At 60.9% G+C, this 23,896-nt stretch carries 15 protein-coding genes and 4 tRNA genes; 16 read left to right on the plus strand and 3 right to left on the minus strand.

The window, feature by feature from the left end; genetic code table 11:
- Positions 1–5 precede the first annotated feature (5 nt).
- Positions 6–488 carry a chemotaxis protein CheW gene (locus tag KVP70_RS17840; RefSeq protein WP_217943552.1) on the minus strand — a complete coding sequence of 161 codons (483 nt, stop codon included), beginning with the start codon at positions 486–488 and terminating at the stop codon, positions 6–8.
- 239 nt (positions 489–727) lie between these two features.
- Here KVP70_RS17840 and KVP70_RS17845 point away from each other — a divergent pair, with 239 nt between their 5' ends.
- Positions 728–2,311 carry a DUF3369 domain-containing protein gene (locus tag KVP70_RS17845; protein WP_217943553.1) on the plus strand — a complete coding sequence of 528 codons (1,584 nt, stop codon included), beginning with the start codon at positions 728–730 and terminating at the stop codon, positions 2,309–2,311.
- Positions 2,312–2,355: 44 nt separating this feature from the next.
- A complete protein-coding gene (locus KVP70_RS17850; RefSeq protein WP_217943554.1) occupies positions 2,356–3,885 on the plus strand; it encodes an HDOD domain-containing protein in 1,530 nt (509 codons plus the stop codon).
- Here KVP70_RS17850 and KVP70_RS17855 read toward each other — a convergent pair.
- Entirely contained in the window at positions 3,872–7,144 is a 3,273-nt protein-coding gene (locus KVP70_RS17855; protein ID WP_217943555.1) for an EAL domain-containing protein, read from the minus strand. The two genes, KVP70_RS17850 and KVP70_RS17855, sit on opposite strands and share 14 nt — an antisense overlap.
- Before the next feature lie 209 nt (positions 7,145–7,353).
- Here KVP70_RS17855 and KVP70_RS17860 point away from each other — a divergent pair.
- The 14 genes from KVP70_RS17860 (at position 7,354) to KVP70_RS17925 (ending at position 22,322) form a co-directional block, all read left to right on the plus strand.
- Positions 7,354–7,437 (plus strand) — tRNA-Tyr (locus KVP70_RS17860).
- Between the two features lie 69 nt (positions 7,438–7,506).
- Positions 7,507–7,580: transfer RNA gene (locus tag KVP70_RS17865), tRNA-Gly, on the plus strand.
- Positions 7,581–7,610: 30 nt separating this feature from the next.
- Positions 7,611–7,685, plus strand: a tRNA-Thr gene (locus KVP70_RS17870).
- A 110-nt stretch (positions 7,686–7,795) separates the two neighbouring features.
- Positions 7,796–8,986: an elongation factor Tu gene (gene tuf, locus KVP70_RS17875; RefSeq protein WP_020704295.1), complete on the plus strand. Its 1,191-nt coding sequence runs from the start codon at positions 7,796–7,798 to the stop codon at positions 8,984–8,986.
- A gap of 66 nt (positions 8,987–9,052) precedes the next feature.
- A tRNA-Trp gene (locus KVP70_RS17880) sits at positions 9,053–9,128 on the plus strand.
- 36 nt (positions 9,129–9,164) lie between these two features.
- Positions 9,165–9,548, plus strand: a complete 384-nt coding sequence (secE, locus tag KVP70_RS17885) for a preprotein translocase subunit SecE (protein ID WP_008444107.1) — start codon at positions 9,165–9,167, stop codon at positions 9,546–9,548.
- Complete coding sequence (gene nusG / locus KVP70_RS17890; protein ID WP_217943556.1) at positions 9,548–10,162, plus strand: transcription termination/antitermination protein NusG; 615 nt, start codon at positions 9,548–9,550, stop codon at positions 10,160–10,162. Before secE ends, nusG begins: the two co-directional genes overlap by 1 nt.
- Before the next feature lie 122 nt (positions 10,163–10,284).
- The gene (gene rplK / locus KVP70_RS17895) at positions 10,285–10,716 is read left to right on the plus strand and encodes a 50S ribosomal protein L11 (RefSeq protein ID WP_008444110.1); all 432 of its coding nucleotides are present in this window, start codon (positions 10,285–10,287) and stop codon (positions 10,714–10,716) included.
- Between the two features lie 2 nt (positions 10,717–10,718).
- Positions 10,719–11,414: a 50S ribosomal protein L1 gene (gene rplA, locus KVP70_RS17900; protein WP_217943557.1), complete on the plus strand. Its 696-nt coding sequence runs from the start codon at positions 10,719–10,721 to the stop codon at positions 11,412–11,414.
- 255 nt (positions 11,415–11,669) lie between these two features.
- Positions 11,670–12,209 carry a 50S ribosomal protein L10 gene (rplJ, locus tag KVP70_RS17905; protein WP_217943558.1) on the plus strand — a complete coding sequence of 180 codons (540 nt, stop codon included), beginning with the start codon at positions 11,670–11,672 and terminating at the stop codon, positions 12,207–12,209.
- Positions 12,210–12,281: 72 nt separating this feature from the next.
- Positions 12,282–12,653: a 50S ribosomal protein L7/L12 gene (gene rplL, locus KVP70_RS17910; RefSeq protein WP_217943559.1), complete on the plus strand. Its 372-nt coding sequence runs from the start codon at positions 12,282–12,284 to the stop codon at positions 12,651–12,653.
- A 269-nt stretch (positions 12,654–12,922) separates the two neighbouring features.
- Positions 12,923–17,029, plus strand: a complete 4,107-nt coding sequence (rpoB, locus tag KVP70_RS17915; protein ID WP_217943560.1) for a DNA-directed RNA polymerase subunit beta — start codon at positions 12,923–12,925, stop codon at positions 17,027–17,029.
- Positions 17,030–17,100: 71 nt separating this feature from the next.
- Positions 17,101–21,333: a DNA-directed RNA polymerase subunit beta' gene (gene rpoC / locus KVP70_RS17920; RefSeq protein WP_217943561.1), complete on the plus strand. Its 4,233-nt coding sequence runs from the start codon at positions 17,101–17,103 to the stop codon at positions 21,331–21,333.
- Between the two features lie 380 nt (positions 21,334–21,713).
- Entirely contained in the window at positions 21,714–22,322 is a 609-nt protein-coding gene (locus tag KVP70_RS17925) for a helix-turn-helix domain-containing protein (RefSeq protein ID WP_217943562.1), read from the plus strand.
- Here the strand turns inward: KVP70_RS17925 and KVP70_RS17930 are convergent.
- Positions 22,319–23,725 (minus strand): sensor histidine kinase, encoded by a 1,407-nt coding sequence (locus KVP70_RS17930; RefSeq protein WP_217943563.1) that lies wholly within the window; start codon positions 23,723–23,725, stop codon positions 22,319–22,321. The two genes, KVP70_RS17925 and KVP70_RS17930, sit on opposite strands and share 4 nt — an antisense overlap.
- Positions 23,726–23,896: the final 171 nt, after the last annotated feature.

Raw genomic sequence — 23,896 nt, forward strand, 5'->3', positions numbered from 1 at the left:
TAGGGTCAGTTGGCGGCGGCGACGACGTCGGTCAGGCCCATCTCGGCGCTCGACATCAGCTTGTCGATATCGACCAGGATCAGCATGCGCTCGTCGATGGTGCCCAGGCCGATGATGTAGTCGGAATTGAAGGCGGTGCCCATCTCCGGCGCCGGCTTGAGCTGGTCGGGCGTGAGGGTGGTGACGTCCGACACCGAATCGACCACCATGCCGACCACGCGCCCGCCGATGTTGAGGATGATGACCACGGTGAACTGGTCGTACACCGGCTCGCCGAGCTTGAACTTGATGCGCATGTCGACCACCGGGATGATGATGCCGCGCAGGTTGATCACGCCCTTGATGAACTCCGGCGCGTTGGCGATGCGGGTGACCACCTCGTAGCCGCGGATCTCCTGCACCTTGAGGATGTCGATGCCGTATTCCTCGGCGCCCAGGGTGAAGGCGAGGAATTCCCGGCCGGCGATGTCCGATGCGTTTTCTTGCATGATTATGGTCCTTGAAATATTGATTTGACCGCGCTACGCCTTGGTCGGCGCGCGCGCCGCAATCCTTACAATGACGGCGCTAGCGTATCAGAGTCGGACCACAATGACGAGCGCGGAAAAGCCCCGCATGGGCGAAAAACGCACGCCTGTTGCTATCAATTTCGAAGGGGGTTGTCACAGGGGGGGAATCTGATTATGCTAGGACCAAGACAGCCACGGGCCTGGCCCCAGGAGATGTGATGACAGATTCGACCGCCGCAGACGACAACTGGCTGATCCAGGAGGACGAGGAGCCAGCGCCGGCTGACGGAAACGGATCGCCGGACCAGCGCCTGTGGCGGGTGCTGATCGTCGACGACGACGTCGACGTCCACGCGGTCACGCGGCTGGCGCTGCGCAACGTCTCCTTCAAGGGCCGCGAGCTGGAGCTGTTCTCGGCCTACAGCGGGCGCGAAGCCTACGACTTCCTGCGCGACACGCCGGACATCGCGCTGGTGCTGCTGGACGTGGTGATGGAGACCGACGACGCCGGCCTGCTGCTGGCGCGCCGCATCCGCGAGGAGTTGCACAACGCCATCGTGCGGGTGGTGCTGCGCACCGGCCAGCCGGGCCAGGCGCCCGAGCAGCGCGTGATCATCGAATACGACATCAACGACTACAAGGCCAAGACCGAGCTGACCACGCAGAAGCTGTTCACCACCGTGATCTCGGCGCTGCGCGCGTACGAGAGCCTGAACATGCTCGAGCGCAGCCGCATCGGCCTGGGCAAGATCCTGGCCGGCGCCACCAACCTGTACCAGATCCACTCGCTGCGCGAATTCGCCTCCGGCGTGCTGAACCAGGTCAGCGCCATCCTCGACGTCGGCGCCGACGGCGTGCTGTGCCTGATGCAGGGCGACACCGGCGTCACCAGCGTGGTGGCGGCCACCGGCAGCTACGCCGCGCTGAGCGAATCGGAGCTGATGCCGACCTCCCATCCGCTGTGGCCGACCATCGCCAAGGCCTTCGCCGAAAAGAAAAGCCAGTTCGACCATCCGGCCAATGTGTTGTTCATCCACACCCAGGAAAACCGCGAGGTGGCGATCTCGGTCACGCCGCCGTGGCCGCTGGCGCAGATCCAGCGCGACCTGCTGGAGGTGTTCTGCCAGCGCATCGCCGCCGCCTTCGACAACCTGTACATGTTCGGCCAGCTGCGCAAGGCGCAGGAGGCGACCGTGGTGGCGCTGGCCGACCTGGCCGAGTTCCGCGACAGCGGCACCGGCGGTCATGTGCGGCGGGTGCAGATGCTGTCGTCGTCGCTGGCCCAGCGGCTGTCCGCGCGCGGCGTCTACGCCGACGAACTGACGCCGCAGCTGCTCGACATGATCGGCCTGGCCAGCATCCTGCACGATGTCGGCAAGGTCGCCACGCCGGACCACATCCTGCTCAAGCCCGGCATCCACACGGCGGAGGAGCGGGCCGAGATGCAGACCCACGCGGCGGTCGGCCGCACCATCCTGGAGCGCGCCGCCAGCATGGTCGACGGCGTCAGCTACCTGACCTACGGCGCCGAGATCGCCGGCGGCCACCACGAGCACTACGACGGCAACGGCTATCCGAACCAGCTGGCGGGGCGCGCCATCCCGGTGTCGGCCCGCATCGTGGCGGTGGTCGACGTGTTCGACTCGCTGCTGCACGAGCGTCCGTACAAGGACCCGTGGCCGCACACCGAGGTGATGACCTATATCACCGACCGCTCCGGCAAGCAGTTCGATCCGGAGGTGGTGGCCGCGCTGCTGGACCTGATCGAGCGCGACCCGACCATCGGCCATACGCCGGACTAGGCTGCCCCCGCCGCGGGCGGCTACGCTACACGCCAGGACATGCCATGCCATCGACCCCGCTTCCGTCAGACAGCGAACTGCGCCCCGTGCGCGGCGCGCTGCTGAAAAAACTCAGCGGCGACGAGGGCATGTTCGCGCTGGGCGCGTCGGTGGCGCGGGTGGTGCAGATGGCCGATTCCGACGACCAGGGCACGCAGAACCTGGCCTACTACGTGCTGTCGGACGTGGCGCTGACGCAGAAGGTGCTGCGGCTGGCCAACACGCCGACCTACCGCGCCGCCGGCGGCACCGCCGTCACCACCATCTCGCGCGCGATTTCCCTGCTCGGCTTCGACAACGTCAAGACCACGGCGATGGCCATGCTGCTGGTCGACACCCTGGCCAACAGCCGCCACGCGCACAGCGTGCGCATCGAGCTGGAGGCGGCGCTGTGCGCCAGCCTGGTGGGGCGCGAGATGGCGCGCCTGAGCATCTACCAGGGCGCCGAGGAGGCGGCCATCGGCGCGCTGTTCAAGAACATCGGCGCGCTGGTGGTGGCCTCGCACGAGCACGCCCTGTTCCGCGAGATCGGCCTGCTGACGGCGGCCGGCAAGTTGACCGAGGCGCAGGCGGCGCTGCAGGTGCTGGGCTGCAGCTACGACAGCTTGTCGGCCGCCATCCTCCACGAGTGGAAGATCCCGGACGTGATCGTGCGCTCGCTGGCGCCGCTGCCGCCGGGCGCCTGCAAGCCGGCCGCCAGCCGCCAGGAGTGGATGCGGCAGGTGGTGGCGTTCAGCATGGAGACGGCGCGCCTGCTGTCGCGCCGGCTGGGCGCCGACAGCGCCGAGGGCAAGGCGCTGGAGCAGCGCTACGGCGCCGCGCTCAACCTGGACCGCGAGCGCTTGACGCAGCTGTTCACCACCGTATCGCGCGACATGGACGGCCTGCTGGAGAGTCTGCAGATGGGCGCGCACGCCGACCCCGACGACGGCGCGCCCGGCCTGCCCAGCGTGCTGGCGCAGGCCGCCATGGGCGCCGGCGAGGCGCCGCAGGGCAACCATGTCAGCGGCAAGCCGTACAACGCCCGCGAGCAGTTGCTGGCCGGGGTGCAGGAGGTGACGCAGATGCGCGCCGGCGGCCACGGCAAGGTCAACGACATCATCCAGGCGGTGCTCGAGACGCTGTACCGCGGCATGGGCTTCCGTTTCGCCACGGTGTGCCTGAAGGATGTGCGCAGCGGCCAGTACCGCGCCAGGGTGGCGTTCGGCGAGCTGCATGCGCAGCGCCAGGCCGGCTTCATCTTCCCCAGCGCCGGCGGCGACGACCTGTTCCACCTGGCGATGCAGAACAACGCCGACCTGATGATCGCCGACGCCAGCGCGCCCAAGATCCGCGCGCTGCTGCCGGAATGGCACCGCCGCCTGCTGCCCGACGCCCGCAGCTTCATCGTGCTGCCGCTGGTGGTCAATTCCATCCAGCTGGGCCTGTTCTACGCGGACCGCGCGCTGCCGGCGCCGGAGGGCGTGCCGCCCGACGAGACCTCGCTGATCCGCGCCCTCAAGGGCCAGGTGCTGGTGGCGCTCACGCCGGGCTGAGGTCGACCGCGTCCAGCCTGACACTGCGCACCATGGCCTCGAACTGCGCCACCGGCATCGGCCGCGCGTACAGATAGCCCTGCGCCTCGTCGCACTGCTTGGCGCTGAGGAAGTCGCGCTGGGCCTGGGTCTCGACGCCCTCGGCCACCACCCCCAGTCCCAGCGAGTGGGCCAGCGCGATGGTGGCGGCGACGATCACGGCGTCGTTCGGATCGCTCTCGATATCCTTGACGAAGCCGCGGTCGATCTTGATGCGGTCGATCTCGAACAGCTTCAGGTAGCTCAGCGAGGAATAGCCGGTGCCGAAATCGTCGATCGCCACCTTGAAGCCGCGCGAGCGCAGTTCGATCAGCAGCGCGCGGCTGCGCTCCGGGTCCTGCATCGCCGCCGATTCGGTGATCTCCAGCTCCAGCAGGGCCGGGTCGATGCCGTGGGCGTCGATCAGCCGGTCCAGCTGCGGCAGCAGGCCGGCGCCGTGGCACTGGCGCGCCGACAGGTTGACCGCCAGCCGCAGGTGCGCCAGCCCCGGCGTGCGCCACGAGGCCAGCAGGCGGCTGGCGCGTTGCAGCACCCAGTCGCCCAGCGGCAGGATCAGGCCCGACTCCTCGGCGATCGGGATGAAGCGGTCCGGCCCCACCATGCCCAGCTCCGGATGGTGCCAGCGCAGCAGCGCCTCGGCGCCGATGATGCGGCCGGACGCCAGCTCGACCTGCGGCTGCAGGTACAGTTCGAATTCGTTCTGCTCCAGCGCCTGCCACAGGCGGTTCTCCAGCATCAGGCGCTCGTGGGTGGCGCTGTTCATCTCGGCCGAGAAGAACTGGAAGTTGCCGCGGCCCTGGCTCTTGGCGGCGTACATGGCGGTGTCGGCGTGGCGCAGCAGGGTGCTGCCGTCCTCGCCGTCGGACGGGAACATGGCGACGCCGACGCTGGCGCCGCTGTGCACCGTCTTGCCCTGCAGGTGGTAGGGCGCGCCCAGCGATTCGACGATGCGCACCGCGATGTTGGAGGCCTCGTCCGGCGTCACGCTGCCGGAGGTGACGACGATGAATTCGTCGCCGCCGAGGCGGGCGATGGTGTCGACTTCGCGCAGCAGCTCCTGCAGGCGCTGGGCCACGGCCACCAGCAGCAGGTCGCCGGTCTGGTGGCCGTGGGTGTCGTTGATCTTCTTGAAGTGGTCGAGGTCGATGAACAGCACCGCCGCCGCGCCGCCGGCGCGGCGGGTCTGGGCCAGCAGCTGGTCGAGCCGCAGGTTCAGCGACAGGCGGTTGTCGAGGCCGGTCAGGGTGTCGTGGTGGGCCAGGCGGTGGATGCGTTCCTGCGCCAGCTGCTGCGCCGTCAGGTCGTGCAGGATGGCGACGAACAGGTGCTCGTCGGGCAGCTCCACTTCGCTCACCGACATCGCCAGCGGGAATTCGTTGCCGTCGCTGCGCCAGCCGGTCAGCTCGTATTCGTGGGTGACGCCGCAGGCGATCATGCGCAGCAGGCCGGCCGCGTCGAGGCCGGCGGCGTCGCCGACCCCGACCGGGATCAGGCGGTCCAGCGGCAGCTTGGTCATGTTTTCCGGCGCGTAGCCGAACAGGCGGCCGGCGGCGGCGTTGGCCGACATCAGCAGGCCGTCGCCGTCGATGGTGAGGATGGCGTCGGCCGCCTTGTTGAGGATGGCCTGCAGGCGCGCTTCGCGCTCGCGCAGGCGCGCGGTGCTGTCCTTGACCTGGGCCTGGATGCGGGCGCGCTCGCCGCTGATCAGCATCATCAAGGTGCCCAGCAGGCCGGTCAGCAGCAGGCCGCAGGTCAGCACGGTCCAGCTTTGCCAGCCGCGCTGCTGTTGCAGGTAGGCCGGGGTCGGCGCCAGCGTCAGCTCGTAGATGCGGCCGCCGAAGTGCAGCTGGCGCTGGAAGTCGCCCGGCGCCGGCGCCCGTCGCAGGCTGTCGCGCACCAGGTGGCGCGGGCCGTCGTCGTCCATGTCCTCGAAGCGCATCAGGAAGTGGCCGAACTCGGAGCGCTTGAGCGCCTGGTCCAGGTAGGCGTCGAACTGCATCGAGATCAGCAGCGAGCCGATGGCCTGGTGGCGGTTGTTGTTGGGGTAGACAGTTTGCAGCAATAGCAAGCCGGCGCTGGCCTGCGTGCGGATCAGCTGCAGTGGCGCGGTGGCGGTCGGCTGGCCGGACTGGATGGCGCGTTCGAGCGCGGTGCGGCGCTGCGGATCGGACAGGAAATCGAGGCCCTGGTAGACGCGGTTCTCGGCCGGCTCGATGTAGGTGGCGACGAAGTAGCGCTGGCGCGGCGCGGCGGCGACCAGGGCGCCGTCGGCGTTGGACTGGCGGATCTCGAAGCCGGGCGAGATCTGGGCGCGGCCCCAGGTTTCGAAGGCGGCGCGCTCGTCGCCGGCCACCGGCGTCAGCCAGGCCATCGACAGCAGCTCGGGGCGCTGGTCCAGGTAGCCGTGCGCCAGGTTGCCGAAGTCCTCGGCGCTGAGCGTGCGGCGCGGGTCGTTGAGGGCCTTGGCCATCGCATAGATGAAGCGTTCGTGCTCGCTGAACTGCGCCTGCAGCAGGTCGCCGGTCTGTTGCGCTTTGAGGCGGAACGCCTGCAGCTGCTGGTTGTTCTCCCAGCGGTCCGCCTGCAGGTAGATGGCGATGAAGGCCGCCGCCGACAGCACCAGCGGCAGGCCGACCAGCAGGCGCCGGCGCGACCACAATGCGCGCGGGCGGCCGATGACGATCCAGGTCAGCGGCGCCGCCAGCAGGATGCCGATGGTGTCGCCCATCCACCAGGCCAGCCAGTCGAGGAAGAGGGTGTCCCAGCGCAGGATGCCGACCAGGGCCATGCCGCTCAGCGAAACGGTGCTGCTGATGACGGTGACGCCGGCCGCCAGCAGGATGAAGCGCACCACGTCGCGGCCGGAGCCGATGGCGGGATCGATGTGGCGGCGGAACAGCGCGCTGCCGGCCCAGGCTTGCAGCGAGGCGCCCAGCGCCGCGAAGCAGGCGCCGGCCAGCGCACTGGCGCCGATGCCGCCGGGGCTGAGGAAGGGATAGATCAGGTTGACCGTCAGCGAGCCCAGCGCCACGGCCGGCAGCAGGCGGGCACCGCCGAGCACGCAACAGGCCAGCGCCAGACCGGCCGGCAGGAAGATGGGCGAGGCGTAGCCGGGCGGCAGCGCCAACAGCAGGCCCAGACGGCCGGCGACGAAGTAACAGGCCAACAGGCCCAGATTGGCCAGCACCAGGCTGCGCAAACTACCGCTACGGTTGTTCAACTGCGGGGCTCCAGGTCTCAGTATCGTGGGCCGATTGTATAGGAATTCGTTCAACGTAAAAACAACACTTGCACTTTTGCAGTTGGTGCAGTTAAAATCTCGCCCCGAAGCAGACGGTTCATCTGCATGGCGCGAATCAGGCAGTAAATAAAAGCGCGATGCGGGGTTGACAGGTCAAAGAAGTTGCTTCATACTCTGCGGTTCCTCGCGGAGGGGTGGCCGAGTGGTTAAAGGCGACAGACTGTAAATCTGTTCTTTCGAGTACGCTGGTTCGAATCCAGCCCCCTCCACCAAGTTTTTGCAAAAAGACTGGGTATGCAAGTAGATGCGGCAAGTAGATGAAGAAGAATTGAACAATCCTCGCGGGTGTAGCTCAATGGTAGAGCAGAAGCCTTCCAAGCTTACGACGAGGGTTCGATTCCCTTCACCCGCTCCAGTGTTGTTGCAATGCAGTAGTACCCCATAAGCCCTTTTAGCTCAGTGGTAGAGCACTCCCTTGGTAAGGGAGAGGCCACGTGTTCAATCCACGTAAAGGGCACCAGAATTCGCAGTATCCCGCAGCACCGGCAGCATATTTAAAAATATACGCAGCACTATCAAGACAGTCGGGCGTACGCCCAGGCAATCACACCAAATCGTTAGGAGTCTAAAATGGCAAAAGAGAAATTCGAGCGGACCAAGCCGCACGTTAACGTCGGCACCATCGGCCACGTCGACCACGGCAAGACCACCCTGACCGCTGCGATCGCTACTGTTCTGTCGAAGAAATTCGGCGGCGAAGCTAAAGCATACGACCAGATCGATGCTGCTCCAGAAGAAAAAGCACGCGGCATTACCATCAACACCGCTCACGTTGAATACGAAACCGCTACCCGCCACTACGCTCACGTAGACTGCCCAGGCCACGCCGACTATATCAAGAACATGATTACCGGTGCCGCGCAGATGGACGGCGCGATCCTGGTTTGCTCCGCAGCCGACGGCCCAATGCCACAGACCCGCGAGCACATCCTGCTGGCCCGTCAAGTTGGCGTTCCATACATCGTCGTGTTCCTGAACAAGTGCGATCTGGTCGACGACGAAGAGCTGCTGGAACTGGTTGAAATGGAAGTTCGCGAGTTGTTGTCGAAGTACGAATTCCCAGGCGATGACCTGCCTATCATCAAAGGTTCGGCACGTAAAGCGCTGGACGGCGACACCGGTCCTCTGGGCGAAGTAGCCATCATGGCTCTGGCCGACGCACTGGACAGCTACATCCCTACGCCAGAGCGCGCAGTGGACGGCGCCTTCCTGATGCCAGTGGAAGACGTGTTCTCGATCTCGGGTCGCGGTACCGTTGTGACCGGTCGTATCGAGCGCGGCATCATCAAGGTCGGCGAAGAGATCGAAATCGTTGGTATCACCGACACCGTCAAGACCATCTGCACCGGCGTGGAAATGTTCCGCAAGCTGCTGGACCAGGGTATGGCTGGCGACAACGTCGGTCTGCTGCTGCGCGGCACCAAGCGTGAAGACGTACAGCGTGGTCAGGTTCTGGCGAAGCCAGGCTCGATCAAGCCGCACAACCACTTCACCGGCGAGATCTATGTTCTGTCGAAAGACGAAGGCGGCCGTCATACGCCGTTCTTCAACAACTATCGTCCACAGTTCTACTTCCGTACGACTGACGTGACCGGTTCGATCGAACTGCCAGCGGACAAAGAAATGGTTATGCCAGGCGATAACGTGTCGATCACCGTCAAGCTGATCAACCCGATCGCGATGGAAGAAGGTCTGCGCTTCGCAATCCGCGAAGGTGGCCGTACCGTAGGTGCTGGTGTTGTAGCGAAGATCATCGCTTAAGGAATGCTGGTCGTACCACCAGGGGCGTCTCTGGTGGTATAATCGATATCCTTTGTAGTTTTACGTAGGGACGTAGCTCAATTGGCAGAGCGTCGGTCTCCAAAACCGAAGGTTGGGGGTTCGATGCCCTCCGTCCCTGCCACCGTTTTCAGGTGCAGGGCACCGAAAGTAAATATAAATGTCAAATCAATCCGTGCAGACCGTCAGCACGTCGAATGACAAGATTAAGGTTGCTCTGGCAATAGCCGTTGCAATCGCAGGTGTGGTCGGGTTTTATTACCTGTCAGACAAACCAGCTCTCGTACGCGCAGGCGCACTTGTAGCTGGTTTGGCTTTTGCCGTTCTGCTCTTGTGGACCTCGACGACTGGCCGTGAATTCCTGAATTTCGCCAAAGAAGCCGTGCGCGAAACGAAAAAGGTCGTCTGGCCTACTCGTCGCGAAGCTACCCAGATCACGGGCATCGTGTTTGCCTTCGTGCTGGTGATGGCGCTGTTCCTGTGGGGCACGGATAAGACACTCGAGTTCCTGTTGTACGACGTCATTCTGGGCATACGAAAATAATGAGCGAAAATGTGCAAGACGAGCTGCCGGAAGAAGTTCCGGCACAAGACGCTGGCGCAGCGCCAATCAGCGTGCCAGTCAGCAACAAGCGCTGGTACGTTGTACATGCGTATTCCGGCATGGAAAAAAGCGTCCAGCGTGCGCTGACGGAGCGTGTAGAGCGCGCCGGCATGCAGGACCAGTTCGGCCAGATCCTGGTGCCGACCGAAGAAGTCGTCGAAGTCAAGAACGGTCAGAAGTCCGTCACCGAGCGTCGTTTCTTCCCAGGCTACGTCCTGGTTGAGATGGAAATGACCGACGAAACCTGGCACTTGGTGAAAAACACCAACAAGGTGACCGGCTTCATCGGCGGCAAATCGAACAAGCCGACCCCGATTCCAGCGCGCGAGATCGACAAGATCATGCAGCAGATGCAGGAGGGTGTCGAGAAGCCACGGCCGAAAGTGCTGTACGAAGTGGGCGAGCAAGTCCGTATCAAGGATGGCCCGTTCACCGACTTCAACGGCAACGTCGAAGAAGTCAACTACGAGAAATCCAAGGTACGCGTGTCGGTCACCATCTTCGGCCGCGCTACTCCGGTGGAACTTGAGTTCGGCCAGGTCGAAAAAGTATAAGCAGCACCGTTCGCCAGAACGGGCGACGGTGTTAAAACCCTAGCGCATCTGGCAAAGAGGAGCCCCGCCCTGCAACTGCGCATGGTGGGGCGCTACTACTCATATCCAAGATAGGAGCCATCATGGCAAAGAAAATCATTGGTTTTATCAAGCTGCAAGTACCAGCTGGTAAAGCAAACCCATCCCCACCGATCGGTCCAGCTCTGGGTCAACGCGGTCTGAACATCATGGAATTCTGCAAGGCGTTCAACGCGCAGACCCAAGGTATGGAACCAGGCATGCCGATCCCAGTCGTGATCACCGCGTTCGCTGACAAGTCCTTCACCTTCGTGATGAAGACGCCTCCAGCAACCTTCCTGATCAAGAAGCACTCGGGCGTTGTCAAAGGTTCGCCGAAGCCACATACCGACAAAGTCGGTAAGCTGACCCGCGCTCAAGCTGAAGAAATCGCTAAATTGAAAACCCCTGATCTGACCGCTGCCGACCTGGATGCTGCTGTACGCACCATCGCTGGTTCCGCACGTTCGATGGGCATCACGGTGGAAGGTCTGTAATCATGGCAAAACTGTCCAAACGCGCTAAAGTTATCAAAGCCAAAGTTGATAGCACCAAGTCCTACGCATTCGACAACGCAGTCGCTCTGATCAAAGAACTGGCCACCGCCAAGTTCAATGAATCGATCGACGTGTCGGTACAACTGGGCGTGGATCCTAAGAAGTCGGATCAAGTCGTTCGCGGTTCCGTCGTGCTGCCAGCTGGCACCGGCAAGACCGTTCGCGTCGCTGTATTCGCTTCGGGCGAAAAAGCTGAGCAGGCTAAAGCCGCCGGCGCCGACGTTGTTGGTATGGAAGACCTGGCCGAGCGCGTCAAAGCCGGCGACATGCCTTTCGATATCGTCATCGCTTCGCCAGACACCATGCGTATCGTTGGTACCCTGGGTCAGATCCTGGGCCCACGTGGCCTGATGCCTAACCCGAAAGTCGGCACCGTAACCCCTGACGTCGCTACCGCCGTGAAAAACGCGAAAGCCGGTCAAGTTCAGTACCGTACCGACAAAGCCGGTATCATCCACGCGACCATCGGCCGCAAATCGTTCGCTGATGCAGATCTGAAGAGCAACCTGGTTGCCCTGATCGACGCACTGAACAAAGCTAAGCCAGCTACCAGCAAGGGTGTTTACCTGCGCAAGGTATCGCTGTCGTCGACCATGGGCGCTGGCGTCCGTGTTGACCAGGCTACCCTGGCTGCTTAAGTTTTAAAAAATTAAGTCCCTGTGCTGTAAGGCATGGGGCAGTTCTTTGGGCTGGTCGTTTCTTCGGGAGCGGCCAGGCAATCAAAGACCGTTGGGCCGGATGCATCAGGTAGGCAACTGGTTAATTGAATTTTTCACCCAACGCAGATGGTGTACCCGATCAAGTTTCGTAGTCCATTGGACTCCTAAACCTCGGACGCCGTTGTTCGAACCGATGGCAGGCAGTTTGCCCGTCATCATTTAAGGAGGTTGACCGTGGGTCTCAATCTGAATGACAAAAAGGCCGTCGTCGCCGAAGTTTCCGCAAAAGTTGCAACTGCGCAAACTATCGTCGTGGCCGAATATCGTGGCATCCAGGTTGCTCACTTGACGCAACTTCGTGCCAAAGCGCGCGCTCAAGGCGTGTACCTGCGAGTGTTGAAAAACACCCTCGCACGTCGCTCCGTCGAAGGCACGCAGTTCGCCAACCTGGCAGACAGCATGACCGGTCCGTTGATCTACTCGATCTCGGACGATGCCGTTGCAGCAGCTAAAGTCATCGCTGACTTCGCTAAAACCAACGACAAACTGGTCATCACCGCAGGTAACTACGCAGGCAAGCAGCTGGATAAAGCAGCTGTTGCAGCGTTGGCGAGCATTCCTAGCCGTGAAGTTCTCATCTCGCAGTTGTTGGGCGTTATGCTGGCTCCGGTGTCGGGCTTTGCACGTGGTCTGGCTGCTCTGGCAGCGAAAAAATCCGAAGGTGCTCCAGCTGTTGCCGAAGTGGCCGCAGAAGAAGCGCCAGCCGCTGCTTAATTGCAGTAGCCGGATCTTTTCTCAAGTACCAATCTGATGTATTAACGAATCAAAAAATTATTGGAGTTTCAAATGGCAATTAGCAAAGACGACATCCTGAACGCAGTTAGCGAAATGTCCGTAATGGACCTGAACGACCTGGTTAAAGCATTCGAAGAAAAATTCGGCGTTTCGGCCGCTGCAATGGCTGCTCCAGCAGCTGGCGGCGCTGCTGCTGCGGTTGCTGAAGAGCAAACCGAATTCAACGTTGTTCTGACCGAAGTCGGCGCGAACAAAGTTGGCGTAATTAAAGCAGTTCGCGAAATCACCGGTCTGGGCCTGAAAGAAGCCAAAGACGTGGTTGATGGCGCTCCTAAGACCGTTAAAGAAGCCCTGTCGAAAGCTGACGCTGAAGCCGCTAAGAAGAAGCTGGAAGAAGCTGGCGCCAAGGCCGAACTGAAGTAATCAAGTTGTACGGCGGCTAGTTAGTTAGCGCCACGAGCCAAAGCTGCGGATTTCCTCTCGAAAGGGAGGAAATCCGGCTTTGGCTCCTTTGTCGTCCTCGTCGTATTTGTAGCGTTTGTCCGACGCCGCAGTTTTATCGAATCAGCTGGAAATGGTAGAAGTTTCAGGTTTCGTCTGTGTGACATGCAGCCGATCTTGTTGCTGAAGTGGCTAATTTTGCACTGGCAAAACCTGAATTTTTTATCCTTTCTGTCACTCACGGAGTGTCCATGCACTACTCATTTACTGAGAAGAAACGCATTCGCAAATCATTCGCGAAGCGCGCCAACGTTCACCACGTTCCGTTCCTGCTGGCTACCCAGCTCGAGTCCTACCATAGTTTCTTGCAAGAAGACGTAGCACCGTCGACACGCAAGAACGACGGCCTGCAGTCGGCCTTTACCTCGATATTCCCTATCGTTTCGCACAATGGCTTTGCGCGTCTCGAATTCCTGTCGTATGTCCTGGGCGACCCCGCCTTCGACGTCAAGGAATGCCAACTGCGCGGCCTGACCTTCGCGTCGCCGCTGCGCGCCAAGGTGCGTCTGGTGATCCTGGACAAGGAATCGCCGACCAAGCCGGTCGTCAAAGAGATGAAGGAACAGGAAGTCTACATGGGCGAACTGCCCCTGATGACCACCACCGGTTCGTTCGTCATCAATGGTACCGAGCGCGTTATCGTTTCGCAGCTGCATCGCTCCCCTGGTGTGTTCTTCGAGCACGACCGCGGCAAGACCCACTCGTCCGGCAAACTGCTGTTCTCCGCGCGTATCATTCCTTACCGCGGTTCGTGGCTGGACTTCGAGTTCGACCCGAAAGACATCCTGTTCTTCCGCGTCGACCGCCGCCGCAAGATGCCAGTGACGATCCTGCTGAAAGCGATCGGCATGTCGCACGAGCAGATCCTGGCGAACTTCTTCGTGTTCGACAATTTCAACCTGCGCTCCGAAGGCGCGGAAATGGAATTCGTCGCCGAGCGCCTGCGTGGCGAAGTCGCGCGTTTCGACATCGTCAACAAGGAAGGCAAGACGCTGGTCCTGAAGGACAAGCGTATCAACGCCAAGCACGTGCGCGATATCGAGTCGAACGGCATCAAGCACATCTCGGTACCGGAAGACTACCTGCTGGGCCGCGTGCTGGCCAAGAACATCGTCGATCCCGAGACCGGCGAAGTGGTCGCGTCCGCCAACGACGAGCTGACCGAAGACGTGTTGGGCCGCCTGCGCGAAGCCCACATCTCCGACATCCAGACTCTGTACACCAACGACCTGGACCAGGGCGCCTACATTTCGCAAACCCTGCGCATCGACGACACCGCCGACCAGATGGCCGCCCGTGTCGCGATCTACCGCATGATGCGTCCTGGCGAACCGCCAACCGAAGACTCGGTCGAAGCGCTGTTCAACGGCCTGTTCTACAGCCCTGACCGCTATGACCTGTCGGCCGTCGGCCGCATGAAGTTCAACCGCCGCATCGGCCGCGACGAGCTGGTCGGCGCCATGACGCTGTCGAACGAAGACGTGCTGGCCGTGATCAAGATCCTGGTGGAACTGCGCAATGGCCGCGGCGAAGTCGACGATATCGATCACCTGGGTAACCGTCGCGTACGTTGCGTCGGCGAACTGGCCGAGAACCAGTTCCGCGCCGGCCTGGTGCGCGTTGAGCGCGCCGTCAAGGAACGCCTCGGCCAAGCCGAAGCGGACAACCTGATGCCGCACGACCTGATCAACTCGAAGCCGATCTCGGCCGCAATCCGCGAGTTCTTCGGTTCGTCCCAGCTGTCGCAGTTTATGGACCAGACCAACCCGCTGTCGGAAATCACGCACAAACGCCGTGTTTCCGCTCTGGGACCTGGCGGTCTGACCCGCGAACGCGCAGGCTTCGAAGTGCGCGACGTGCACCCGACCCACTACGGCCGCGTGTGCCCGATCGAAACGCCTGAGGGCCCGAACATCGGTCTGATCAACTCGCTGGCGCTGTACGCCCGCCTGAATGAATACGGCTTCCTGGAAACCCCATACCGCAAGGTCGAGGGCTCCAAGATCACCGACCAGATCGACTACCTGTCCGCCATCGAAGAAGGCCGCTACATCATCGCCCAGGCGAATGCGACCATCGACAAGAGCGGCATGCTGAGCGACGAGCTGGTCTCGGCCCGTGAAGCTGGCGAAACCATCCTGGTATCCCCAGAGCGCATCCAGTACATGGACGTGGCGCCGGGCCAGATCGTTTCCGTCGCAGCGTCGCTGATTCCGTTCCTGGAACACGATGATGCGAACCGCGCATTGATGGGTGCCAACATGCAGCGTCAGGCGGTTCCTTGCCTGCGCCCAGAGAAGGCACTGGTCGGTACCGGCATTGAACGCACCGTGGCAGTCGACTCGGGCACCACCGTGCAGGCGCTGCGCGGCGGTATCGTCGACTACATCGATGCGGGCCGTGTCGTGATTCGCGTGAACGATGACGAAGCAACCGCCGGCGAAGTCGGTGTCGACATCTACAACCTGATCAAGTACACCCGTTCCAACCAGAACACCAACATCAACCAGCGTCCTATCGTCAAGGTAGGCGACCGTGTGGCCAAGCGCGACGTGATCGCCGACGGCGCATCGACCGACCTGGGTGAACTGGCTCTGGGCCAGAACATGACCGTGGCCTTCATGCCATGGAATGGTCTGAACTTCGAAGATTCGATCCTGATCTCGGAAAACGTCGTTAAAGACGACCGCTACACCTCGATTCACATCGAAGAGCTGTCCGTCGTTGCACGCGATACCAAGCTGGGCGCGGAAGAAATCACCCGCGACATCTCGAACCTGGCTGAGAACCAGCTGGCTCGTCTGGATGAGTCCGGTATCGTCTACATCGGCGCGGAAGTGCAAGCGGGCGACACCCTGGTCGGCAAAGTGACGCCTAAAGGCGAAACCCAGCTGACGCCGGAAGAAAAGCTGCTGCGCGCGATCTTCGGCGAAAAAGCATCGGACGTCAAAGACACCTCGCTGCGCGTGCCATCGGGCATGATCGGCACCGTGATCGACGTCCAGGTCTTCACCCGTGAAGGCATCGTTCGCGACAAGCGCGCGCAACAGATCATCGACGATGAACTGAAGCGTTTCCGCCTGGACCTGAACGACCAGATGCGTATCGTTGAAGGCGACGCCTTCCAGCGTCTGGAAAAGATGCTGATCGGCCAAGTCGTCAACGGCGGTCCGAAGAAGCTGGCCAAGGGCGCCAAGATCACCAAGGAATACCTGGCTGATCTGGACAAGTACCACTGGTTCGACATCCGTCCATCGGAAGACGCATCGGCTACCGCGCTGGAAGCGATCAAGGAATCGATCAACGAGAAGCGCCACCAGTTCGACCTGGCCTTCGAAGAGAAGCGCAAGAAGCTGACCCAGGGCGATGAACTGCAACCTGGCGTGCAGAAGATGGTCAAAGTGTATCTGGCCGTTAAACGCCGCCTGCAGTCGGGCGACAAGATGGCGGGTCGCCACGGTAACAAGGGTGTGGTTTCCCGTATCGTGCCGGTGGAAGACATGCCATACATGGCCGACGGTACGCCGGCCGACGTGGTGCTGAACCCGCTGGGTGTTCCTTCCCGTATGAACGTGGGTCAGATTCTCGAGACCCACCTGGGTTGGGCAGCCAAGGGCCTGGGCATCCGTATCGGCGAAATGCTGGCGGTGCACACCAAGGCCGAAGAGATGCGCAAGTATCTGACCGTGATCTACAACGAAAACGGCCGTCCGGAAGATCTGGACCAGTTCGACGACGAAGAGATCATGAAGCTGGCGAACAACCTGAAGAAGGGTGTTCCGTTCGCCACGCCGGTGTTCGACGGCGCGCACGAATCGGAAATCCGCCGCATGCTGGACCTGGCTTACCCGGACGACATCGCTCACAAGCTGGGCATGACGCCGTCGAAGAATCAGGTCACCATGTACGACGGCCGCACCGGCGAAGCGTTCGAGCGCAAGGTCACCGTTGGCGTGATGCACATGCTGAAGCTGCACCACTTGGTCGACGACAAGATGCACGCGCGTTCGACCGGTCCGTACTCGCTGGTGACGCAGCAGCCACTGGGCGGTAAAGCCCAGTTCGGCGGCCAGCGCTTCGGTGAGATGGAGGTGTGGGCACTGGAAGCATACGGCGCATCGTATGTGCTGCAAGAGATGTTGACCGTTAAGTCGGATGACGTGAACGGCCGTACCAAAGTGTACGAGAACCTGGTCAAAGGCGACCACGTGATCGACGCCGGTATGCCTGAATCGTTCAACGTGCTGGTGAAAGAGATCCGTTCCCTGGGTATCGATATCGACCTGGAACGCAACTAACACTCGCACGGGCCCCGCCGGTCGTTGCCGGCGGGGCAGTTTAAAGAATTCATCACTACCTGGAGTGATACATGAAAGCACTGCTCGATCTATTCAAGCAAGTACAGACGAACGAGACTTTTGACGCGATCAAAATCGGTCTCGCTTCGCCTGAAAAAATCCGTTCGTGGTCCTACGGCGAAGTTAAAAAGCCGGAAACCATCAACTATCGTACCTTCAAGCCTGAGCGCGACGGTCTGTTCTGCGCCAAGATCTTTGGCCCGATCAAGGACTACGAATGCCTGTGCGGTAAATACAAGCGCCTGAAGCACCGCGGCGTGATCTGCGAAAAGTGCGGCGTCGAAGTCACGCTGGCCAAGGTGCGCCGCGAGCGCATGGGCCACATCGAGCTCGCTTCGCCTACCGCCCACATCTGGTTCCTGAAGTCGCTGCCATCCCGTCTGGGCATGGTGCTGGACATGACGCTGCGGGACATCGAACGCGTGCTGTACTTCGAAGCATACGTGGTGACCGATCCAGGCATGACCCCGCTGAAGAAGTGCCAGATCATGTCGGAAGACGACTACGCCGCCAAGTACGAAGAGTACGGCGACGACTTCACCGCCTTCATGGGCGCTGAAGGTATCCGCGAACTGCTGCGCTCGATCGACATCCACCGCGATGCCGAGACCCTGCGCGTGGAACTGAAGGAATCGAAGTCCGAAGCCAAGATCAAGAAATACGCCAAGCGCCTGAAAGTGCTGGAGGCGTTCCAGCGTTCGGGCATCAAGCCTGAGTGGATGATCATGGAAGTGCTGCCGGTGCTGCCGCCGGAACTGCGTCCGCTGGTACCGCTGGACGGTGGCCGTTTCGCGACCTCGGATCTGAACGATCTGTATCGCCGCGTGATCAACCGTAACAACCGTCTGAAACGCCTGATGGAGCTGCGCGCTCCAGAGATCATCACGCGCAACGAAAAGCGCATGCTGCAAGAAGCGGTCGATTCGCTGCTGGACAACGGCCGTCGCGGCAAAGCGATGACCGGCGCCAACAAGCGTCCGCTGAAATCGCTGGCTGAGATGATCAAGGGTAAGGGCGGCCGTTTCCGTCAGAACTTGCTGGGTAAGCGCGTCGACTACTCGGGCCGTTCGGTCATCGTGGTGGGTCCGCAGCTGAAACTGCACCAGTGCGGTCTGCCGAAGCTGATGGCGCTCGAGCTGTTCAAGCCGTTCATCTTCAACAAGCTGGAACTGATGGGCTTGGCTACCACGATCAAGGCCGCCAAGAAGCTGGTCGAGATTCAAGAGCCGGTCGTCTGGGACATCCTGGAAGACGTGATCCGCGAACACCCGATCATGCTGAACCGTGCGCCTACGCTGCACCGTCTGGGTATCCAGGCTTTCGAGCCGGTCCTGATTGAAGGCAAGGCGATCCAACTGCACCCGCTGGTCTGCGCCGCATTCAACGCCGACTTCGACGGTGACCAGATGGCAGTCCACGTGCCGCTGTCGATCGAAGCACAGATGGAAGCCCGCACCCTGATGCTGGCTTCGAACAACATCCTGTTCCCGTCGAACGGCGAACCGTCGATCGTTCCTTCGCAGGATATCGTGCTGGGTCTGTACTACGCGACCCGCGAAGCGATCAACGCCAAGAACGAAGGCATGCTGTTCCAGGACGTGTCGGAAGTCATTCGTGCCTACGACAACAAGGAAGTGGAACTGACCACCCGCATCACCGTGCGTATCGTCGAGAATCCCAAGGATCCAGTGACGGGCGAATTCGTCCGCACCGTGACCCGTTACGAGACCACGATCGGCCGCGCGATCCTGTCGGAAATCCTGCCGAAAGGCCTGCCATTCTCCGTGCTGAACCGCGCGCTGAAGAAGAAAGAGATTTCCAAGCTGATCAACACGTCCTTCCGTAAGTGCGGCCTGCGCGCGACGGTGGTGTTTGCTGACCAACTGATGCAGTCGGGCTTCCGCCTGGCGACCCGCGCCGGTATTTCGATCTGCGTGGACGACATGCTGGTACCGCCTCAGAAAGTGACCCTGATTTCGGCCGCGGAATCCGAAGTCAAGCAGATCGAGCAGCAGTACGCTTCGGGTCTGGTCACCGCCGGCGAACGTTACAACAAGGTGGTCGACATCTGGGGCAAGACCTCGGATGAAGTCGGCAAGGCCATGATGGACCAGCTGAAAGTGGAAGACGTCATCAAGCGTGACGGCACCAAGTCCACCCAGGAATCCTTCAACGCGATTTACATGATGGCCGACTCCGGCGCCCGCGGTTCCGCGGCGCAGATTCGCCAGCTGGCAGGTATGCGTGGTCTGATGGCGAAACCGGATGGTTCGATTATCGAAACGCCGATTACCGCGAACTTCCGCGAAGGCCTGAACGTGTTGCAGTACTTCATCTCGACCCACGGCGCTCGTAAAGGTCTGGCGGATACGGCACTGAAAACCGCGAACTCGGGTTACCTGACCCGTCGTCTGGTCGACGTGACCCAGGATCTGGTCGTCATCGCCGACGATTGCGGCACCACCAACGGCGCGCTGATGAAGGCGATGGTCGAAGGCGGTGAAGTGATCGAAGCGCTGCGCGACCGTATCCTCGGCCGCGTGGTGGTCAACGACGTCGTCCATCCGGAAACCCAGGCGACGCTGTACGAAGCCGGTACCCTGATGGACGAAGACATGGTCGAAGAGATCGAGCGTCTGTCGATCGACGAAGTCAAGGTCCGTACCCCGCTGACTTGCGACACGCGCTTCGGCCTGTGCGCCAAGTGCTACGGCCGCGATCTGGGCCGTGGCGTGCTGGTCAATGCCGGCGAAGCCGTCGGTGTGGTCGCAGCGCAGTCGATCGGTGAACCAGGTACCCAGCTGACCATGCGTACCTTCCACATCGGTGGTGCGGCGTCGCGTGCGGCAGTGGCATCGTCGGTGGAAGCGAAGTCGAACGGTACCATCCGTTTCACCTCGACCATGCGTTACGTCACCAACGGCAAGGGCGCGCTGATCGTCATTTCCCGTTCGGGCGAAGTACTGATTACCGACGACCACGGCCGTGAGCGTGAGCGTCACAAGGTGCCGTACGGCGCGACCCTGATCGTCAAAGACGGTCTGGTGATCAAGGCCGGCACGGCCCTGGCAACCTGGGATCCGCTGACCCGTCCGATCATTACCGAGTACGCCGGTGTGGTGCGTTTCGAGAACGTCGAAGAAGGCGTGACCGTAGCCCGTCAGGTGGACGAAGTGACCGGTCTGTCGACCCTGGTGGTGATCGATGCCAAGCGTCGCGGTTCGCTGACCAAGACCCTGCGTCCACAGGTCAAGCTGCTGAACGAAGAAGGCCACGAAGTGAAGATCGCCGGCACCGAACACGCCGTGGCGATCGGCTTCCAGGTTGGCGCGCTGATCATGGTGAAAGACGGCCAGGCAGTGACCGTTGGTGAAGTGCTGGCACGTATCCCGACCGAATCGCAGAAGACTCGCGATATTACCGGTGGTCTGCCGCGCGTTGCCGAGCTGTTCGAAGCACGTTCGCCAAAAGACGCGGGTATGCTGGCGGAAGTGACCGGTACTGTTGCCTTCGGTAAAGAAACCAAGGGTAAGCAGCGTCTGGAAATCACGGACATGGACGGCAACAAGCACGAGTTCCTGATCACCAAGGACAAGCAAGTGCTGGTCCACGACGGCCAGGTAGTGAACAAAGGCGAGATGATTGTCGACGGCCCGGCCGATCCACAAGACATTCTGCGTCTGCTGGGTATCGAAGCGCTGGCGCGTTACATCGTTGACGAAGTGCAGGACGTGTACCGTCTGCAGGGCGTGAAGATTAACGACAAGCACATTGAAGTGATTGTGCGTCAGATGCTGCGTCGCGTTCAGATCGTTAATGCCGGCGACACCAACTACATCGTTGGCGAGCAGGTTGAGCGTTCGGAACTGCTGGATGAAAACGACAAAGTAAATGCAGAGAACAAGATCCCTGCAACTTACGAAAACGTTCTGCTGGGTATTACCAAGGCATCGCTGTCGACCGATTCGTTTATCTCGGCCGCATCGTTCCAGGAAACCACCCGCGTTCTGACCGAAGCCGCAATCATGGGCAAGCGCGATGGTCTGCGTGGTCTGAAAGAGAACGTCATCGTTGGTCGTCTGATTCCAGGCGGCACCGGTCTGGCATTCCACCGCGCTCGCAAGGAGAAAGAAGCTTGGGAAGTGGAAGAGCGTCAAGCTCTGCTGCTGGCCGAGAAAGCCTCGATGTCCAGCAACGACGTGGAAGTCACCGAAACGGTTACTCCGCACGACGGCGAAGCGTAATACAGCTTATAGCCCCGTAAATAAAAACGGCACCTTCGGGTGCCGTTTTTTTATTGGCGATGCGATTAATGCATTTAATATTCGATCATTCAATACCTTTTAATCGCATATTGTCGTGCACCTAAAACATTCGCAATGCCTAATCCAATATAGGTAATGAGAATAGGTAATCAGTGCCTGTTCGTGGCTTGCACCGGTGGCCAGGTGGCTTAATATGTCATGCCCTTCAATCTCATGCGGCGTAAGCATGTACCGCCGCCGCACTGGGCCTGGTCCACTGGCCGCATGTGCAGGCGCTTCGCGTAGCCGAATGCAAGTTAGCCCGGAAACGGTACGTTAAACATGCCAGAGAGTAGTGCGTTCATGCTAAGATTTGGCTCATGATCGCTCAAGCACTCTTCACCCCCGCCCAGCAAAAGCTGCTGGGCTTGCTATTTGTACGTGTCAATCAAGGCTTTCACTTGAACGAGATCATGCGCCTGACGGGTTTGGGCAGCGCCTCGGCCCAGCGTGAGCTCAAACGGCTGCATGAGTCGGGCGTTATCGTGTCCGAGCGTATCGGCAACGTGCGCCGCTTTAAACCCAACAAGGAATGCATCGTGTTCGGGGAATTAAGCAACCTGGTCAAGAAAACCTTCGGCCTGGTGAGCGTGCTCAATTCTGCGCTGGCGCCGTTGCAACACGTGCTGAATGTGGCCTTTGTTTATGGCGCCACGGCCAAGGAACACGAGGGCATGGATACGCCGGTGGAGTTAATGCTGATCGGCGATAACACCAGCTACGGCGAACTATTATCCCGGCTGCCGGTCGCCGAACGTTTATTGCGTCGTAAAATCAATCCCAACCTGTATTCGATCCCCGACTTTAAACGCCGCCTGCGCGAGCAGCAGCCATTTATTCTCCAGGTATTGCGGGAGCAGAAGATATATGTCTTGGGCGATGAAACCGATCTGGATAAGATTAGCGGCGAAGAAGTCGCGGTGAATTAATCCGTTACCTGCTCGGCATGCCATAACTGCTTTTGCGGGAATAATACGGAAAACCGGGTATAACGCCCCGCCTGCGATTCGCACTGTATCTTGCCGCCGAATGCGGTAATCACGCGCTGGCAAAATGCCAATCCCATGCCCGTGCCGCCGCCATTATGCCGGGTACTATAAAATGGCTCAAACACGTGCGGCAGCACATCATCCGGTATTCCCACGCCGGTATCCGTCACCAGTAATTGTTTGCTATTCCCTTGAGTGAAGAATGAAATTTCAACTTCTCCCCGCCCCGCGGATTTAATCGCATGCAAGGCGTTCTTAAACAGGTTATATAATACGTAGACCAGCAATACATCCGAGCCAAAGAAGGTGAAATCCTCGGACGCCTTCACCACCACCTTGTCGCGCATCGAGCTTTCAAATGGATAGCAGGCCAGGGCTTCGTCAACGCATTTCTTGATGGAGTGATTGGCGAAATCGTTGCGATCCAGGGTCCCCGCGCGGGCCGAGGCCAGCAACATGTCGACGATGAAATTGGAACGGTTGATCTCGGCCTCAATGTGCTGGGGCAGCTTGCCGAGGTAATTGAGTTGCGCAGGCCGCAACGTTGGCTCGATCAGCCGGGCTTCCAGCGCGCACTGATAGCCGGCCAGTAAATCCGGCAGGCATTTGGCCAGCACCCGCGACTGGTTGCGGACGGTCGCCAGCGGCGTGCGCATTTCGTGGGCAATGGTGGCGGCCACCTCCATCGGGTTGGCCAGCAGGTTGTGCCGCACCATCGCCTGGGCGATCAGGCCCAGGCTGGTCGCCACGAACAGCACACCCGGCGGGTAGAACTGCACGCCGTAATTGGCCAGATAGTCGACCGAGGCGAAGAAATAGATCAGCAGGCTGACCAGGCAATAGCGCAGGCGGGTCTTCTCGGTCGACACGGCCAGTTGCTGGCGGCGGTAGAGCAGCCACAGGCCGCGCCCCACCACCAGGGCGGTCTGCACCAGGTGCAGCGGGTGCAAGGGGCCCGCCTTGGGGTAGTAGCCGAAGAAATAGGGGTAGAGGCCGGCGATCATCCAGTCCGTGCTCAGCAGGACGACGCCCAGCAAGCCGGCGACCACGTAGGACAGGTCCACCCAGCGGCGCTCGTTGCGTTGCGCCGTCAGTTCGGCGATGAAGTGGTACAGCGTGGTCGGCACGAAGAGGATCAGCAGGTAGCCCAGCTTGGCCAGCGCCAGCGCTTCGTGCTGGTCGTGGATCTGGAACAGCACGGCCCAGGTGAATTGCCAGCAGAACGTGGTCGCGCACAGCAGGAAGGACGCCACGCTGATACGGCTGACCCCGCGCGTATGCAGCACGTAGGTGCCGTAACACAAGAACAGCAGTGAGACCACGGCGGGCAATAGGGAATGCATGCGCTCTTTCCAACGGACTTTGGATGGGTACTCCGCAGTATTGCGCGTGTTGATCTGGCTCGCTTGACTATCGAATAACTATTTGCGCCATATCAAACAAGCGCAACGTAAGTCGGCGCCAGGGCTTCCCGTCCCGCTGTGGAGCGCGGGCAGGCGGGCCATTGCGGCCCG

This window comes from Duganella violaceipulchra (genome assembly GCF_019166075.1).
GTDB classification, from domain to species: Bacteria; Pseudomonadota; Gammaproteobacteria; order Burkholderiales; family Burkholderiaceae_D; genus Rugamonas; species Rugamonas violaceipulchra.